Genomic DNA, 15,882 nt, shown 5'->3' on the forward strand with positions numbered 1-15,882 from the left:
AACGGTGGATATCAGGGATGATATAAACTTGGTGTTTTATCACTCTCTTGCTAGTCTAATTGCGGTCTTTTAAAGAGTTACAATAATAATGATCACTTTATCGCACTTTCAGCGCTATCAAACTTGGTACGCGGCTTTATTTTTATGTAGTTATATTTTTATAAACAACACCATTAATGCCAGCTCAAACATTATGGAAGCCCAACGTGATGGCGCACTTCCTTTTATGCTCTGGGAGCCCTTTGTGTGGGAATACTCGAGTGCTATTGGCACCTTATTATTGTTTCCGGCTTTAGTTTGGCTATTAAAAACCCAACCTTTTAATTGGCAAAAAATCTCTCATTCAATATTACTGTACTTAGTAGCGAGCATTGCTTTTTCGTTATTACATATTGGTATTATGGTCGCTATCCGCAAACTCATTTACACCATGCAGGGTATGCAATATGACTTTGGGTTAGTGTGGTTTGAGTTACTTTATGAATACCGCAAAGATTTGTGGGGATTCTTATTTTTGACTATTGTTATTAAAACCTATCAATATGTCGTGAGCCAATTAACAGGTGAAGCAGCCCCGATCAGTCAAGGCGAAGATACTGCTGAATATGTAAGCTTAGACAGGCTACTGGTAAAAAAGCTGGGAAAAGAATTTATTGTTCGCGTAGCAGAAGTAGATTGGCTTGAATCAAATGGCAATTATGTAAATCTACATATTGGCGCTCGAATTTATCCTTTTCGTGCAACCATGACACAACTTATAACTCAGTTAGAGCCGCAAGGGTTTTGCCGTATTCACCGTTCTCATGCGATTAGATTAGACGCGGTTGAATCAATCACGCCATTAGCAAGTGGCGATAGTGAAGTAAAGCTCACTACAGGTAAAGTGCTAAACCTGTCACGTCGCTATAAAGATCAATTTAAGGAACTGTTAAATTCAACTACAAGTCATTCTTAACTCACGCTATGTTAAGCTAACCTACTTTAGGTTAGCCGCATTCATTTTTTCGGAGTAGTTTAGTACGTGCCTTTAAATCGATTTATCCGCATTTTGCCATTAGTGTTAATTTTATCCGGTTGTGAAACCACACCCGAACAGCCCTCTTCACAACCTGATATTAAAGCTAACCCAAATATTGTTGTTAAAGAACAAAACGAAAATATTGAGCAAATAGCTCCCTTAAGTCCTCAGAAACTCGATGATGTGTGGCAACGCATCCGAGCGCAGCTTACATTTGCCAATTCTAGCCACCCAGATGTACAACAACGCATTGCATGGTATTTATCTCACCCAAATTACATGGATGAAATCAGTCGCCGTGCTGAGCCTTACCTTTATTATATAGTCACAGAGGTTGAAAAGCGGAACTTACCCATAGAATTAGCATTAATGCCGCTAATTGAAAGTGACTTTGATGCCAGTGCCTATTCGCACAAGCATGCATCTGGACTTTGGCAATTAACGCCTGCCATTGCTAAATATTTTAAAGTGCAAATATCCTCTTGGTATGACGGACGTCAGGACGTAATAGACAGTACCCGAGCTGCGTTGGATTTTATGGAATATTTACACAAACGCTTTGGTGGTGACTGGTATCACGCTATAGCAGCCTATAACTTAGGTGAAGGCCGTGTACTTAGAGCAATTAGTAATAATAAAAAACAAGGCAAACCCACTGATTTTTTCAACTTAAAACTGCCCAAACAAACCAGTCAGTACGTGCCAAAATTACTAGCTGCGGCACAATTATTAAAAAGCCAAAAAATGGCTTTTCCTACAATTTCAAACAGCCCAACAATTGCAGTATTGCCTATTGATGACGCTGTTATTTTAGATAACCAAAAGCAATGGCAGCAACTTGAATTTTTAAACCATGGTGTGATCCGCTTTCCAGCAATTATTGATGCGCCCCACATTGTTGTTCCAGTTGCTGAACAAACACAATTTAAAGACATGCTCGCTAATCTTGATTCCAATGATTATAGTCAGTGGCAACACTACACAGTAAAACGTGGCGATAGCTTAAGTGTTATAGCGAAACGCTACAAAGTGGGTATTAGCCAACTCAAAGCGTTTAACGATCTAAAAAGTAACACCATTAGAATTGGCCAAAAGCTTGTGCTCCCTCAATTAGCCGATACCCAAATTGAACATCAGGTTAAATCGGGTGATAGCTTATGGAAAATTGCCAATCATTATAAAGTGAGTATTGCTAAACTAAAACAATGGAATAGCCTTTCGAGCGACCATTTAAAAATAGGTAAACAGCTTACTGTATTCTTATCTAATCGCTAACGACCTCGCTGATTATTAAATATATGGACTGATGACTTTATCAGCCCATATACCCTTCGAAAGACCTAAATTTAGATTCGAGCTTGCACGTATTTGGCGTCGGCGCGCTCCTTCGTAGTGACCACGCAGTAGAATATCGTAGTGCCTACAGCGCTAGAGAGCCACATAGCAAGGTACATTTAATGTTTTTAATGGGATGGGTTGACGTTGCGTTATTTTGCCCATGGGGTTCTAGATACTCAACCCATGCTACGGTGGTCAGGTTGACGCTGTGCTGCTGATAGCTGACGGCTAATACTTTCACTTTCCTGCAGACGTAAAAAAGCCCGGCTCTTTCGAGTCGGGCTTTCTTGTATTTGGAGCCTGGTAATGTCCTACTTTCACATAACAAATGCTACACTATCATCGGCGCTGTTTCGTTTCACTACTGAGTTCGGCATGGGGTCAGGTGGGTCCAAAACGCTATTGTCACCAAGCAAATTTGGGTGTCAGTCCGTATTACTACGCACTAACTAAAATTTGGAATTCTGATAATAAAGTCTTCTAGTATCTACTTTAGTTATATTAACTTCTTCGCTTGTTTCACTATCACATAAAACGCGTTTGGCGTTGTATGGTTAAGCCTCACGGGTAATTAGTACAAGTTAGCTTAATGGCTCACACCACTTCCACATCTTGCCTATCAACGTTGTAGTCTTCAACGGCCCTTCAGAGACTTTAAAAGTCTAGTGAGAACTCATCTCGAGGCCTGCTTCGCGCTTAGATGCTTTCAGCGCTTATCAGTTCCGAACGTAGCTACCGGGCAATGCCATTGGCATGACAACCCGAACACCAGCGGTTCGTTCACTCCGGTCCTCTCGTACTAGGAGCAACCCCTCTCAATTCTCAAACGCCCACGGCAGATAGGGACCGAACTGTCTCACGACGTTCTAAACCCAGCTCGCGTACCACTTTAAATGGCGAACAGCCATACCCTTGGGACCGACTTCAGCCCCAGGATGTGATGAGCCGACATCGAGGTGCCAAACACCGCCGTCGATATGAACTCTTGGGCGGTATCAGCCTGTTATCCCCGGAGTACCTTTTATCCGTTGAGCGATGGCCCTTCCATTCAGAACCACCGGATCACTATGACCTACTTTCGTACCTGCTCGACGTGTCTGTCTCGCAGTTAAGCTGGCTTCTACCATTACACTAACCGTACGATGTCCGACCGTACTTAGCCAACCTTCGTGCTCCTCCGTTACTCTTTGGGAGGAGACCGCCCCAGTCAAACTACCCACCAGGCACTGTCCGTAACCCCGATTCAGGGGCCAACGTTAGAACATCAAAACTACAAGGGTGGTATTTCAAGGACGACTCCACAAAAACTAGCGTCTCTGCTTCTAAGTCTCCCACCTATCCTACACATGTAGGTTCAATGTTCAGTGCCAAGCTGTAGTAAAGGTTCACGGGGTCTTTCCGTCTAGCCGCGGGTACACAGCATCTTCACTGCGATTTCAATTTCACTGAGTCTCGGGTGGAGACAGCGTGGCCATGGTTACACCATTCGTGCAGGTCGGAACTTACCCGACAAGGAATTTCGCTACCTTAGGACCGTTATAGTTACGGCCGCCGTTTACCGGGGCTTCGATCAAGAGCTTCTCCGAAGATAACCCCATCAATTAACCTTCCGGCACCGGGCAGGTGTCACACCGTATACGTCATCTTGCGATTTTGCACAGTGCTGTGTTTTTAATAAACAGTCCCAGCCACCTGGTCACTGCGGCTCCAATCAGCTTAGAGAGCAAGTCTCATCACCAATCGGAGCGTACCTTCTCCCGAAGTTACGGTACGATTTTGCCTAGTTCCTTCACCCGAGTTCTCTCAAGCGCCTTAGTATTCTCTACCTGACCACCTGTGTCGGTTTGGGGTACGATTCGGTATAATCTGAAGCTTAGAGGCTTTTCCTGGAAGTATGGCATCAGCAACTTCATCACCTTGGTGACTCGTCTCGTGTCTCAGCCTAACAGCAACCCGGATTTACCTAAGTCACTAGCCTACACACTTTCACATGGACTACCATCGCCATGCTTGCTTAGCCTGCTCCGTCCCCCCATCGCAATTATACCAAGTACGGAAATATTAATCCGTTTCCCATCGACTACGCCTTTCGGCCTCGCCTTAGGGGTCGACTTACCCTACCCTGATTAACATGGGATAGGAACCCTTGGTCTTCCGGCGTGCGGGTTTTTCACCCGCATTATCGTTACTCATGTCAGCATTCGCACTTCTGATACGTCCAGCATACCTCCCGGTACACCTTCAACCGCTTACAGAACGCTCCCCTACCACTCAGAATAAATTCTGAATCCGCAGCTTCGGTGCATAGTTTAGCCCCGTTACATCTTCCGCGCAGACCGACTCGACCAGTGAGCTATTACGCTTTCTTTAAAGGATGGCTGCTTCTAAGCCAACCTCCTGGCTGTCTGGGCCTTTCCACATCGTTTCCCACTTAACTATGACTTTGGGACCTTAGCTGGCGGTCTGGGTTGTTTCCCTCTTCACGACGGACGTTAGCACCCGCCGTGTGTCTCCCGGATATTACTTTACGGTATTCGGAGTTTGCAAAGGGTTGGTAAGTCGGGATGACCCCCTAGCCTTAACAGTGCTCTACCCCCGTAAGTATTCGTCCGAGGCTCTACCTAAATAGATTTCGGGGAGAACCAGCTATCTCCCGGTTTGATTAGCCTTTCACTCCTAACCACAGGTCATCCCCTAACTTTTCAACGTTAGTGGGTTCGGTCCTCCAGTTGATGTTACTCAACCTTCAACCTGCCCATGGCTAGATCACCGGGTTTCGGGTCTATACCTTGCAACTATTCGCCCAGTTAAGACTCGGTTTCCCTACGGCTACCCTAATCGGTTAACCTCGCTACAAAATATAAGTCGCTGACCCATTATACAAAAGGTACGCAGTCACCCTCGAAGGGCTCCTACTGCTTGTACGTACACGGTTTCAGGTTCTATTTCACTCCCCTCACAGGGGTTCTTTTCGCCTTTCCCTCACGGTACTGGTTCACTATCGGTCAGTTGGGAGTATTTAGCCTTAGATGATGGTCCACCTATATTCAGTCAAAGTTTCACGTGCTCCGACCTACTCGATTTCACTTAAAATGCGTTTTCATGTACGGGACTATCACCCTGTATCGTGGCACTTTCCAGAGCCTTCCATTAACACATAATAAGCTTAAGGGCTGTTCCGATTTCGCTCGCCGCTACTATCGGAATCTCGGTTGATTTCTTTTCCTACGGGTACTTAGATGTTTCAGTTCTCCGCGTTCGCCTCGTTAACCTATGTATTCAGTTAACGATACCTGCAAGCAGGTGGGTTTCCCCATTCGGAAATCCTAGTCTCAAGTGCTTTTTACTAGCTTGACTAGGCTTATCGCAAGTTAATACGTCCTTCATCGCCTCCAACTGCCAAGGCATCCACCGTGTACGCTTAGTCACTTAACCATACAACCCAAACGGGTCTTTGTTTTGTGACAGTTTAACTTCGCCAGAAGTTAATATTGAATACTAAAGTAGATACCAATTAATCCGAGGATTAAATGGCACTGAATGATACTGCTATCATTCTTTTTTACTTTTGAAAACTCTGTACAAATACAATGTATTCATACGAATTTTATTATCAGCTTTTCCAAATTTTTAAAGAGCATATTAATTAGTTAACCCAAAGGGTAAAACTAACTAACAATCATCTGTGTGGACACTACGAACAAATAAGTTCTAAATCGTATAAGGAGGTGATCCAGCCCCAGGTTCCCCTAGGGCTACCTTGTTACGACTTCACCCCAGTCATGAATCACTCCGTGGTAAACGTCCTCCCGAGGGTTAGACTATCTACTTCTGGAGCAACCCACTCCCATGGTGTGACGGGCGGTGTGTACAAGGCCCGGGAACGTATTCACCGCGTCATTCTGATACGCGATTACTAGCGATTCCGACTTCATGGAGTCGAGTTGCAGACTCCAATCCGGACTACGACGCACTTTAAGTGATTCGCTTACTCTTCGCGAGGTTCGCAGCACTCTGTATGCGCCATTGTAGCACGTGTGTAGCCCTACACGTAAGGGCCATGATGACTTGACGTCGTCCCCACCTTCCTCCGGTTTATCACCGGCAGTCTCCTTAGAGTTCTCAGCATTACCTGCTAGCAACTAAGGATAGGGGTTGCGCTCGTTGCGGGACTTAACCCAACATCTCACAACACGAGCTGACGACAGCCATGCAGCACCTGTATCAGAGTTCCCGAAGGCACCAAACCATCTCTGGTAAGTTCTCTGTATGTCAAGTGTAGGTAAGGTTCTTCGCGTTGCATCGAATTAAACCACATGCTCCACCGCTTGTGCGGGCCCCCGTCAATTCATTTGAGTTTTAACCTTGCGGCCGTACTCCCCAGGCGGTCTACTTAATGCGTTAGCTTTGAAAAACAGAACCGAGGTTCCGAGCTTCTAGTAGACATCGTTTACGGCGTGGACTACCAGGGTATCTAATCCTGTTTGCTCCCCACGCTTTCGTACATGAGCGTCAGTGTTGACCCAGGTGGCTGCCTTCGCCATCGGTATTCCTTCAGATCTCTACGCATTTCACCGCTACACCTGAAATTCTACCACCCTCTATCACACTCTAGTTTGCCAGTTCGAAATGCAGTTCCCAGGTTGAGCCCGGGGCTTTCACATCTCGCTTAACAAACCGCCTGCGTACGCTTTACGCCCAGTAATTCCGATTAACGCTCGCACCCTCCGTATTACCGCGGCTGCTGGCACGGAGTTAGCCGGTGCTTCTTCTGTCAGTAACGTCACAGCTAGCAGGTATTAACTACTAACCTTTCCTCCTGACTGAAAGTGCTTTACAACCCGAAGGCCTTCTTCACACACGCGGCATGGCTGCATCAGGCTTGCGCCCATTGTGCAATATTCCCCACTGCTGCCTCCCGTAGGAGTCTGGGCCGTGTCTCAGTCCCAGTGTGGCTGATCATCCTCTCAAACCAGCTAGGGATCGTCGCCTTGGTGAGCCATTACCTCACCAACTAGCTAATCCCACTTGGGCCAATCTAAAGGCGAGAGCCGAAGCCCCCTTTGGTCCGTAGACATTATGCGGTATTAGCAGTCGTTTCCAACTGTTGTCCCCCACCTCAAGGCATGTTCCCAAGCATTACTCACCCGTCCGCCGCTCGTCAGCAAAGTAGCAAGCTACTTTCTGTTACCGCTCGACTTGCATGTGTTAGGCCTGCCGCCAGCGTTCAATCTGAGCCATGATCAAACTCTTCAATTAAAAAGTTTTATGTCTTTCGACAGCTCAATGAATTCTGAATTTATTTAATATCTTTCGATATTGAATTGACTGTGCTGAATAACTACCGAAGTAATTATTCTGTTGGTCACTCAGTTTAAATTGAGACTCTAAATTTGTTTGCCTCACTTAGTAAACTAAGCTTGGCTGTTAGAACTCAATCTGTACGAGTGCCCACACAGATGATTGCTTTATATTGTTAAAGAACGTTGCGATTAAAGCCTTAAACCTTATCTCGCTAGGGCTGCGCATATTACGCTTTCCTATTTTTTTGTCAACACTTAATTTTTAGTTTCTTTTAAAAGATTTAAAAGCTAAGTTTTACTCGACTCACTTACCGTTTGTTCAGCGCTTTTCATTGCTGCCTGCCGGGTCAGTGGATGCGCATTATAGGGATATTCTGGAGAGGGTCAATGCTTTATTTCAGTTTTATTAAATTAATTTCAATTTAGTACAATAACCATACAAACAAAGGGCTACAGGGCTGTTTTTGATTAAAAATCATTCACATAAGGCATGATTATTGAGAGGGGAGGAAGTAAAAGCGATTTATAGATAACCGCTACATCGCTTTTACTTAAAACTTTACTAATTACTGAGTTGTTATTTCCCATACGGCAATTGAGCCTGAGATTTCATTACCGATTATAAGCAGTGCTTCGTTTGTTGCACTTTGCGCTGCAGGAACAAATGTCATTCCTTCAGGAGCAAGATCGCCACTTATATCTGCACTTGGTTCTAAACCACGATTATAAAAGTAGTCTTGAAATTTCACATCGTAAGGGTTGGTTATATCAAACACCATTATTGTGCCCATACGCTCTAAGCCAACAAAAGCAAATAACCTATCGCCAACTTTACCTAATGTTAGCGCTTCGGGTTCTGCCCCTTTATCATCTGAGCGTGTATCGCCTTTATTTTCATCTTCGTTATTATTGAATGCATTGCCATGAACAGAAGCGGTTACTCGTGCAATTTGATCGCCTGAGTCAAACACCACCAGCCCATTGCTATCCCAAATGGTAAATGACCGTGCGCCATAAGCATAAAGCGATTCGTATTGGCCGTCGTTATTTTTATCACCTTTTACTGTTGTAACTTTTAAACGACCAATGTCGTTATCATCGTTATTTAAGTAATCGAAGTTAGCTGCGAGAGCTAGATCTTCTGCGCGGCTTTCATCTATATATGCCAAACACCCATCTTTAGCGTCATAATCAAGGCCGCCCTTGGCTATACAATCAGCTTCATCGCTTGCATCAAAAAAGTATTCGCGTGCATCACCCTCGTTGGCAGATACAATAAAGTTGGCTCCTTTCCAACTAAAACTTGCAATTGTATCTGGCTGATACATGCCATATAAACCAGGGTATGATTTAAAGTTAACACCGCCGTCTTTGTCTGAAGCGTCAAATTGTAAGTTTGACCAATCTTTAAAACCGAGCCCTTTTAGCTCAAGGGAATTATCTTCAAGGTTGATGATGGCTAGAGCGTTATTTTCTTGAATAGAGACATAAGCGTATTTATTATCCTTGGAAATGCTCACATATTCTGGCTCTAAATCCATCGCAACCGTGGTATTTATTAAATTACCATTAATAGTACGTCCAGTAGGATTGGCAAACACTAAGCCCTGCACTTCTAATTCTGCTTGCTTATTATTGTAAGCTTGAAAGTTTATGCTCAAAGCGGTATCGGCAATAGTGCCGTTATTGATATCGATAATGCTAATTGTGCCTTCGGGGTCGATACTGTAGTCGCCATTAGGTTCACCTTCATTAGCAACCACTACTTTTGCACCATCATGGCTAAATGTCACCATGTCGGGTAGGGCACCTACAGTTACATTTTTAATAAATACTGGTGTATCTCCGCCAATATTGTAAAACGCTATTTGGCCAGCTTCGCCCACGTTTGTAGCAGCCATTGCTACCGCTAATAATTGGTTATTTGCATCGATAGCTATGCTGTTTGCATCACCAGGCGTATTTTCATTTAGTGAGAGCGTAATGGCAGAGGCTAAGTTGGTCGCGGTTACAATACCTTCGTTATCTTTTACTAATGCTGCAGTGTCGAACGTATCGGCAGGAATGATATTCACAACTGCCTCGTCGCCAGAGCTATTAATGGCATAAATCCACTTTTTAGAGGCTTGGTAGGCGACTATTTCAGCTGCACCCTCTGGGCTTTGTGCATTGAGTACTGCGCGGCCAATAAGATTGATATTTAAAGCTGAATTTGCATTAGTGCCGTTTTCGCCATTATTACCCGCTGTACCTTGTACACCCTGTGCGCCATCTTGGCCGTCATCACCATCTAGTGAGCAACCAGTTAATAGTGATAGCAAAGAAAGGGCTATTATTGATTTGTTTAACATTATTGTTTTCCTGAGTGTTGTATTAGTTAAATATCAACACACAGGGATGACAACAGTATGGCATTTTTATTTATAGAATATTTAGGCAATAAAAAAGCGAGTTATGAAACTCGCTTTAAATATTTAATAAGTAATGATCATTACTATTTTTTAACTGGGCGTTTCCAACCATCTAAATTACGTTGCTTGCCACGTGCTACGGCTAGCTGATCATCCGCTACGGCATTGGTAATAACAGAGCCTGCACCCACAGTTGCTGTAGCACCAATGTTTACAGGAGCAACCAGTGACGAGTTAGACCCTATAAAGGCATTATTGCCAATAATGGTTTTTGCTTTATTAACCCCATCGTAGTTACAGGTAATTGTGCCTGCGCCAATATTCACTTTCTCGCCAATTTCAGCATCACCTAAGTAACTTAAGTGGTTTGCTTTAGAACCTTTGCCTAAACGGGTTTTTTTCATTTCGACAAAATTGCCAATGTGCGAGTCTTCTTCCATTACTGCACCAGGACGAAGGCGGGCGTATGGACCGAGTGTACATTGAGCCGCAACTGATGCATCTTCAATTAGTGTATTGGCTTTAATAATAACATTGTCACCGATGCTACAGTTTTTAAGTACACAGTTAGGTCCAATTTGTACGTTATTACCAAGCGTTACATTGCCTTCAAAAATAACGTTGATATCGATGAGGACGTCTTCCCCTGTTTTAACGTCGCCACGCACATCAATACGCGCAGGGTCGGCAAGAGTCGCCCCATTTAACATCAATTCTTCTGCTTGCCATGCTTGGTAAGCACGCTCTAAGCCTGCAAGTTGTACACGATTGTTTGCGCCTTCAACTTCCATTGGGTGATCTGGCTGTGCTGATGTAATTTCTACACCTTCACTGTGCGCCATAGCAACTATATCTGTTAGGTAGTATTCACCTTGAGCATTATTGTTAGACAAGTTACCTAACCATGTTTTTAAAAGCTTACCATTAACCGCCATAATGCCGGTGTTTACTTCGTTAATAAGTAACTGCTCTGCATTAGCATCTTTTTGTTCAACAATACCCACTAGCTTTCCATCAACACGTAGCATACGCCCGTAACCATTTGGGTTTGCTAAATTAACGGTTAATACTGCTAAGCCATTTTTAGGTGTCGCTGCTAATAAACGTTCAAGTGTAGATTGCTTAGTTAAAGGTACGTCACCGTATAAAACCAGTACAGTGTCGTTATCGTTAATATGAGGATTTGCTTGTGCCACTGCGTGGCCTGTACCTAGCTGCTCAGCTTGCAGTACCCAGTTTACGTTATTATCGGCAAGTTGTTGTTGTAATAATTCGCCGCCATGACCAAAAACTAAGTTAGTCGATGTAGCACCAAGTGCTTTAGCATTATCGATAACATGTTGCACCATAGGTTTACCGGCAACTTTATGCAATACCTTAGGTAAAGCTGAACGCATACGAGTACCTTTACCCGCAGCAAGAATGACTGTAGTCAGAGACATTAAAACAATATCCTTCTTTCTTTGTTTTATTGAAATGAGTAAGCGTGTGTAAATTCAACCAAGATCACGTAAGTCACATCATGTGCACTTACTCAGCAGCAATCTAGCAGTAGCCACTGAATCTAAGCTGAAATCATTATTCGCTTTATTTGTGACTATTGTAGCGAGGATTGGTGAAGGATATAAGTAAAATATTATGCGCGGCATCTACTAACCTAAAATTCAAAGCGTTATCCAACTTTAATTTTCAACCTGAGTTACTTTAAATATTTTATTATTATGTGCCGTAAGCAAACCGATAAATACAGAATTAACTGCTTCATTATAATCAATACTTCTTATTACCCTTGCGTTTTCTCCTTTGAAAACAACCTGGGGGGCGGTATCAAAACCTAAACTAAAATCATATAAGAAAACATTTATACCATCTGAATGAAGAAGTTTATTGCCATCTAGCGATAGAGAGTGCCTATATTTCACTGGATTTAACTCAAGCTCTTTAATGACTACATTTTTCCAACTATCAAAAATTTGTAGCTTGTTTTGTGCAGAAAGAAATATATATTTTGTAGTCGATAGTTGATCAAACCAGACAGCATTACTTATGGGCAATATAACGCTCTTCTTTGTTGTTCTGTCATAAACATAAGATGAAGTACTCGAAGAATGACTACCACGTACAATAAAGCCTATATTTTTATTTATCAAAAACTCAGTGTTAACAAGAGTACCATTCACCTGAATAGACTCTTTTAAATTAATAAGCTCAGTATCGCGAATTTCTATTGCCTTAGTAGTGATTCGTAATGCCTCTTCACCATCTCGTGACACTCTTAATAACGGATTAAAAGCAATGCTCGATTTTGTAGCTTCATCCAGAACTTGCAATTTATAAGTACGATTAGCCCCTATACTATTTTTGCTCCTAAGAAAAAATATATCTCCATTATTCGTTACTTGCGGGAGTATTTGACTTATTAAATGAGTACCAATAGATGTATCAGATAAGTTGAAATTATTTAAATCAATTTTATTAATATCAGTATTGTAAGGATATTGAAAGGCTAAGATTTCATTAGGACTAATAGGTAGAGTCATAGAGTAAGGCGACACTCCTTGCATTGCTGTTTTACTTAATAATTTTTGCTCAGATAAAGAATACTGAAATAAAATATTGTCTACATTGTCGTACCAAAGTAATGAATCTAACTCCTGGTTATACTTCAATGTCCAGATACGATTTTTAGTAGTATACAGATGAGTTTGAGCTCCCCCTTCAATATCTGTAATGTACAACTCACTAAAACCAAATTGATGCCGTTCAAAAACTACTTTATTTTTACCTTCTATATGCGCTAAAAATTTATCACCGTAAGAGTTTAGATTAGGAGAGCTTATTTGATACTCTTCACCTGTTATGAGGTTACGATTCATCAATACAGCAAGCTCATCCCGATGACGATAACCAAATTTAGAATATACGAGGTTAGTATCATTAATACCCTCCCCAGAAAAAGGCAAATGTGAGCAATCAAACAAATATCGACTCTCGCCAGCAAAGTTACTATCAACAATAAATACCTGACAATCCAAGCCATTACTTTGCCAGTAGATAATCTCATTATTGTTATATGACCAACCAACTGGATGTATTTCATAACCAGGTTTAATTAATAGCTTTTCTGTTCCCGTAGCAAGATCTTTATTGATTAAAATAAACTCTGAAGTTTCGTATTTTATAAGTGTAAAAACTAAATTTTTCTCATTAGGCGAAAGTGAGAGAAAAGTATGCACCCCTTCTTTCATGGATAATATTTCTTCTTGGTAGTTTTTATTGGTGACTTCTACCTCGTTATTTTTAGCTGCCCACTGATATACACCCGCTATGACGCTTACTAGCAGAACGGCTATTAAGACTAACACCCATAATACGTATTTTTTTATCACCGGCTTAGCGGCTTCTTTAGAATCTAGCTCATTGACTGGATTTGAGCTCTGGCTTTGGTAACCACTTTCTATAAACTCAACTTCTAGATCAAAACTATATCCTTTTCGATAATGTGTTTTGACAACTAAAGCAGCTTGGTTAGGGGATTTTAAGATTTTTCTAAGTTCTGATATCGCTCTATTTATCGCGTTATCATCAACATAACTTTGACACCAAACATCGTCAATTAGATTTTGGCGAGTGATAATAGTATTTTGATTTAAGATGAGGTAACTTAAAATTTTAAACAGTAGTGGCTCTAGCTCTTTTTCAACAATGCCATCACTAATTATTTGCCGCTTTATATTTAAACACCAAGCACCAAACTTTACTTCTACTACTGAATCCGGAAACTCTGCTTGTTTCATTTTTTCACTTACATAATATCCTTATAGCAGCTTATTTATCGCTTGATCCCCATAATAAACCACCACATCCCATTAACCGCAGGTTAACAGCTAAGTCTTTCAGTGTCATCTATTCAGGCACAAAAAAGCCCACATAAAGTGGGCTTTTAAAAACCAGATAGGCTTACTTTTTACGTAATTGCTGAATAACGCGTAGCTGAGCAATTGCTTCAGCTAGTTGCATTGCGGCTTGATTGTAATCAAGCTCAGCAGATGCACCTTTTGCCATTTGGGCTTCAGCGTCACGTTTAGCTTGCTCTGCAGCTTTCTCGTCCAGGTCTTCACCACGAACAGCTGTATCAGCAAGTACGGTCACTATGTTCGGTTGAACTTCTAGTGTACCGCCAGCAATATAGATGAGTTCTTCTTCACCAAATTGCTTAACTAAACGTACCATACCAGGTTTAAGGGCAGTTAGTAGTGGGGCGTGACCGGCGTTAACACCTAACTCACCTTCACTACCAGATACTTGAATAGATTCTACTAAACCAGAAAATAATTTCTCTTCAGCACTTACTACATCAAGATGTACAGTCATAGCTGCCATACTACCCTCCTAATTACATGCTTTTGGCTTTTTCTTGAGCTTCTTCGATAGAGCCAACCATGTAGAACGCTTGCTCTGGCATATCATCAAACTCACCGTTTAAGATACCTTTGAAGCCTGCAATTGTGTCTTTAAGTGAAACGTATTTACCTGGCGCACCTGTAAATACCTCTGCCACGAAGAATGGCTGAGATAGGAAACGCTGGATTTTACGTGCACGAGATACAAGTTGCTTATCTTCGTCAGAAAGCTCGTCCATACCTAGAATTGCGATGATGTCTTTAAGTTCTTTGTAACGCTGAAGAACTGTTTGAACGCCACGCGCTATACCGTAATGCTCTTCACCGATTACTTGTGGATCAAGCTGACGTGAAGATGAATCAAGAGGGTCTACCGCAGGGTAGATACCTAGTGATGCGATATCACGTGAAAGTACCACTGTTGCATCTAAGTGAGCAAACGTTGTTGCTGGAGACGGATCCGTTAAATCATCCGCAGGTACGTATACCGCTTGGATTGAAGTAATTGAACCAGTCTTAGTAGATGCGATACGCTCTTGAAGTACACCCATTTCTTCAGCAAGTGTAGGCTGGTAACCTACCGCTGATGGCATACGACCAAGAAGTGCTGATACTTCTGTACCCGCAAGTGTGTAACGGTAGATGTTATCTACGAAGAAAAGTACGTCGCGACCTTCGTCACGGAACTTCTCAGCCATAGTAAGACCTGTTAACGCTACGCGTAAACGGTTACCCGGTGGCTCGTTCATCTGACCGTATACAAGCGATACTTTATCAAGTACGTTTGAATCGTTCATTTCATGGTAGAAATCGTTACCCTCACGAGTACGCTCACCAACACCTGCGAATACTGAGTAGCCGCTGTGCTCGATTGCGATGTTACGGATAAGTTCCATCATGTTTACGGTTTTACCAACACCGGCACCACCGAATAAACCAACTTTACCACCTTTAGCGAATGGACATACAAGGTCGATTACCTTGATACCCGTTTCTAAAAGTTCAACTGAGCTTGATTGCTCTTCGTAAGTAGGTGCTGCACGGTGGATAGACATACGCTCGTCTTCACCGATTGGACCTGCTTCATCAATTGGCTCACCAAGTACGTTCATGATACGACCTAGGGTCTTAGTACCAACTGGAACTTGAATTGCTTCGCCTGTGTTTTCTACTGAAGCACCACGACGTAAACCGTCTGTAGTACCTAGTGCGATAGTACGTACCACACCGCCACCTAGCTGCTGTTGAACTTCTAAAGTCAAACCAGCTAAATCGCCATCTGTTACTTTTAGCGCGTCATATACGGCTGGCACGCTGTCTTGTGGAAATTCGATATCCACAACGGCGCCGATAATTTGGACGACCTTACCTAAACTCATGTCTATTCCTCTCGTTAATCTTTGCCTGAA

Annotated in this window: 7 protein-coding genes and 3 rRNA genes; 2 read left to right on the forward strand and 8 right to left on the reverse strand. The window is 42.6% G+C overall.

Annotated elements, in window-relative coordinates; genetic code table 11:
* Positions 1-91: 91 nt before the first annotated feature.
* The gene (locus ACNSN2_RS14750; RefSeq protein ID WP_418609082.1) at positions 92-955 is read left to right on the forward strand and encodes a LytR/AlgR family response regulator transcription factor; all 864 of its coding nucleotides are present in this window, start codon (positions 92-94) and stop codon (positions 953-955) included.
* A gap of 66 nt (positions 956-1,021) precedes the next feature.
* Positions 1,022-2,293 (forward strand): LysM peptidoglycan-binding domain-containing protein, encoded by a 1,272-nt coding sequence (locus ACNSN2_RS14755; RefSeq protein ID WP_418607926.1) that lies wholly within the window; start codon positions 1,022-1,024, stop codon positions 2,291-2,293.
* Positions 2,294-2,654: 361 nt separating this feature from the next.
* Here ACNSN2_RS14755 and rrf read toward each other — a convergent pair.
* The 8 genes from rrf to atpD form a co-directional block, all read right to left on the reverse strand.
* Positions 2,655-2,769, reverse strand: a 5S ribosomal RNA gene (gene rrf, locus ACNSN2_RS14760).
* A gap of 137 nt (positions 2,770-2,906) precedes the next feature.
* A 23S ribosomal RNA gene (locus ACNSN2_RS14765) occupies positions 2,907-5,791 on the reverse strand.
* Positions 5,792-6,077: 286 nt separating this feature from the next.
* Positions 6,078-7,615 (reverse strand): 16S ribosomal RNA (locus ACNSN2_RS14770).
* The 16S, 23S and 5S rRNA genes sit together here, the layout of an rRNA operon.
* A 610-nt stretch (positions 7,616-8,225) precedes the next feature.
* A complete protein-coding gene (locus ACNSN2_RS14775; protein WP_418607928.1) occupies positions 8,226-10,010 on the reverse strand; it encodes a choice-of-anchor I family protein in 1,785 nt (594 codons plus the stop codon).
* Between the two features lie 143 nt (positions 10,011-10,153).
* The gene (gene glmU, locus ACNSN2_RS14780; protein WP_418607930.1) at positions 10,154-11,512 is read right to left on the reverse strand and encodes a bifunctional UDP-N-acetylglucosamine diphosphorylase/glucosamine-1-phosphate N-acetyltransferase GlmU; all 1,359 of its coding nucleotides are present in this window, start codon (positions 11,510-11,512) and stop codon (positions 10,154-10,156) included.
* A 240-nt stretch (positions 11,513-11,752) separates the two neighbouring features.
* A complete protein-coding gene (locus ACNSN2_RS14785; protein WP_418607932.1) occupies positions 11,753-13,867 on the reverse strand; it encodes a winged helix-turn-helix domain-containing protein in 2,115 nt (704 codons plus the stop codon).
* 163 nt (positions 13,868-14,030) lie between these two features.
* The gene (locus tag ACNSN2_RS14790) at positions 14,031-14,453 is read right to left on the reverse strand and encodes a F0F1 ATP synthase subunit epsilon (protein ID WP_008112140.1); all 423 of its coding nucleotides are present in this window, start codon (positions 14,451-14,453) and stop codon (positions 14,031-14,033) included.
* A 13-nt stretch (positions 14,454-14,466) separates the two neighbouring features.
* Positions 14,467-15,852 (reverse strand): F0F1 ATP synthase subunit beta, encoded by a 1,386-nt coding sequence (gene atpD, locus ACNSN2_RS14795; RefSeq protein WP_008112138.1) that lies wholly within the window; start codon positions 15,850-15,852, stop codon positions 14,467-14,469.
* Between the last annotated feature and the right edge of the window lie 30 nt (positions 15,853-15,882).

Origin of the sequence: Pseudoalteromonas sp. US3C1013, assembly GCF_048401115.1 — a bacterium.
In the GTDB taxonomy this organism is placed as follows: Bacteria; Pseudomonadota; Gammaproteobacteria; order Enterobacterales; family Alteromonadaceae; genus Pseudoalteromonas; species Pseudoalteromonas undina.

Excerpts from the sequence above, each read along its gene's own strand:
- ACNSN2_RS14775 (WP_418607928.1), bottom strand. The coding sequence starts at position 10,010 with ATGTTAAACAAATCAATAATAGCCCTTTCTTTGCTATCACTATTAACT.
- glmU (WP_418607930.1), bottom strand. The coding sequence starts at position 11,512 with ATGTCTCTGACTACAGTCATTCTTGCTGCGGGTAAAGGTACTCGTATG.
- ACNSN2_RS14785 (WP_418607932.1), bottom strand. The coding sequence starts at position 13,867 with ATGAAACAAGCAGAGTTTCCGGATTCAGTAGTAGAAGTAAAGTTTGGT.
- ACNSN2_RS14790 (WP_008112140.1), bottom strand. The coding sequence starts at position 14,453 with ATGGCAGCTATGACTGTACATCTTGATGTAGTAAGTGCTGAAGAGAAA.
- atpD (WP_008112138.1), bottom strand. The coding sequence starts at position 15,852 with ATGAGTTTAGGTAAGGTCGTCCAAATTATCGGCGCCGTTGTGGATATC.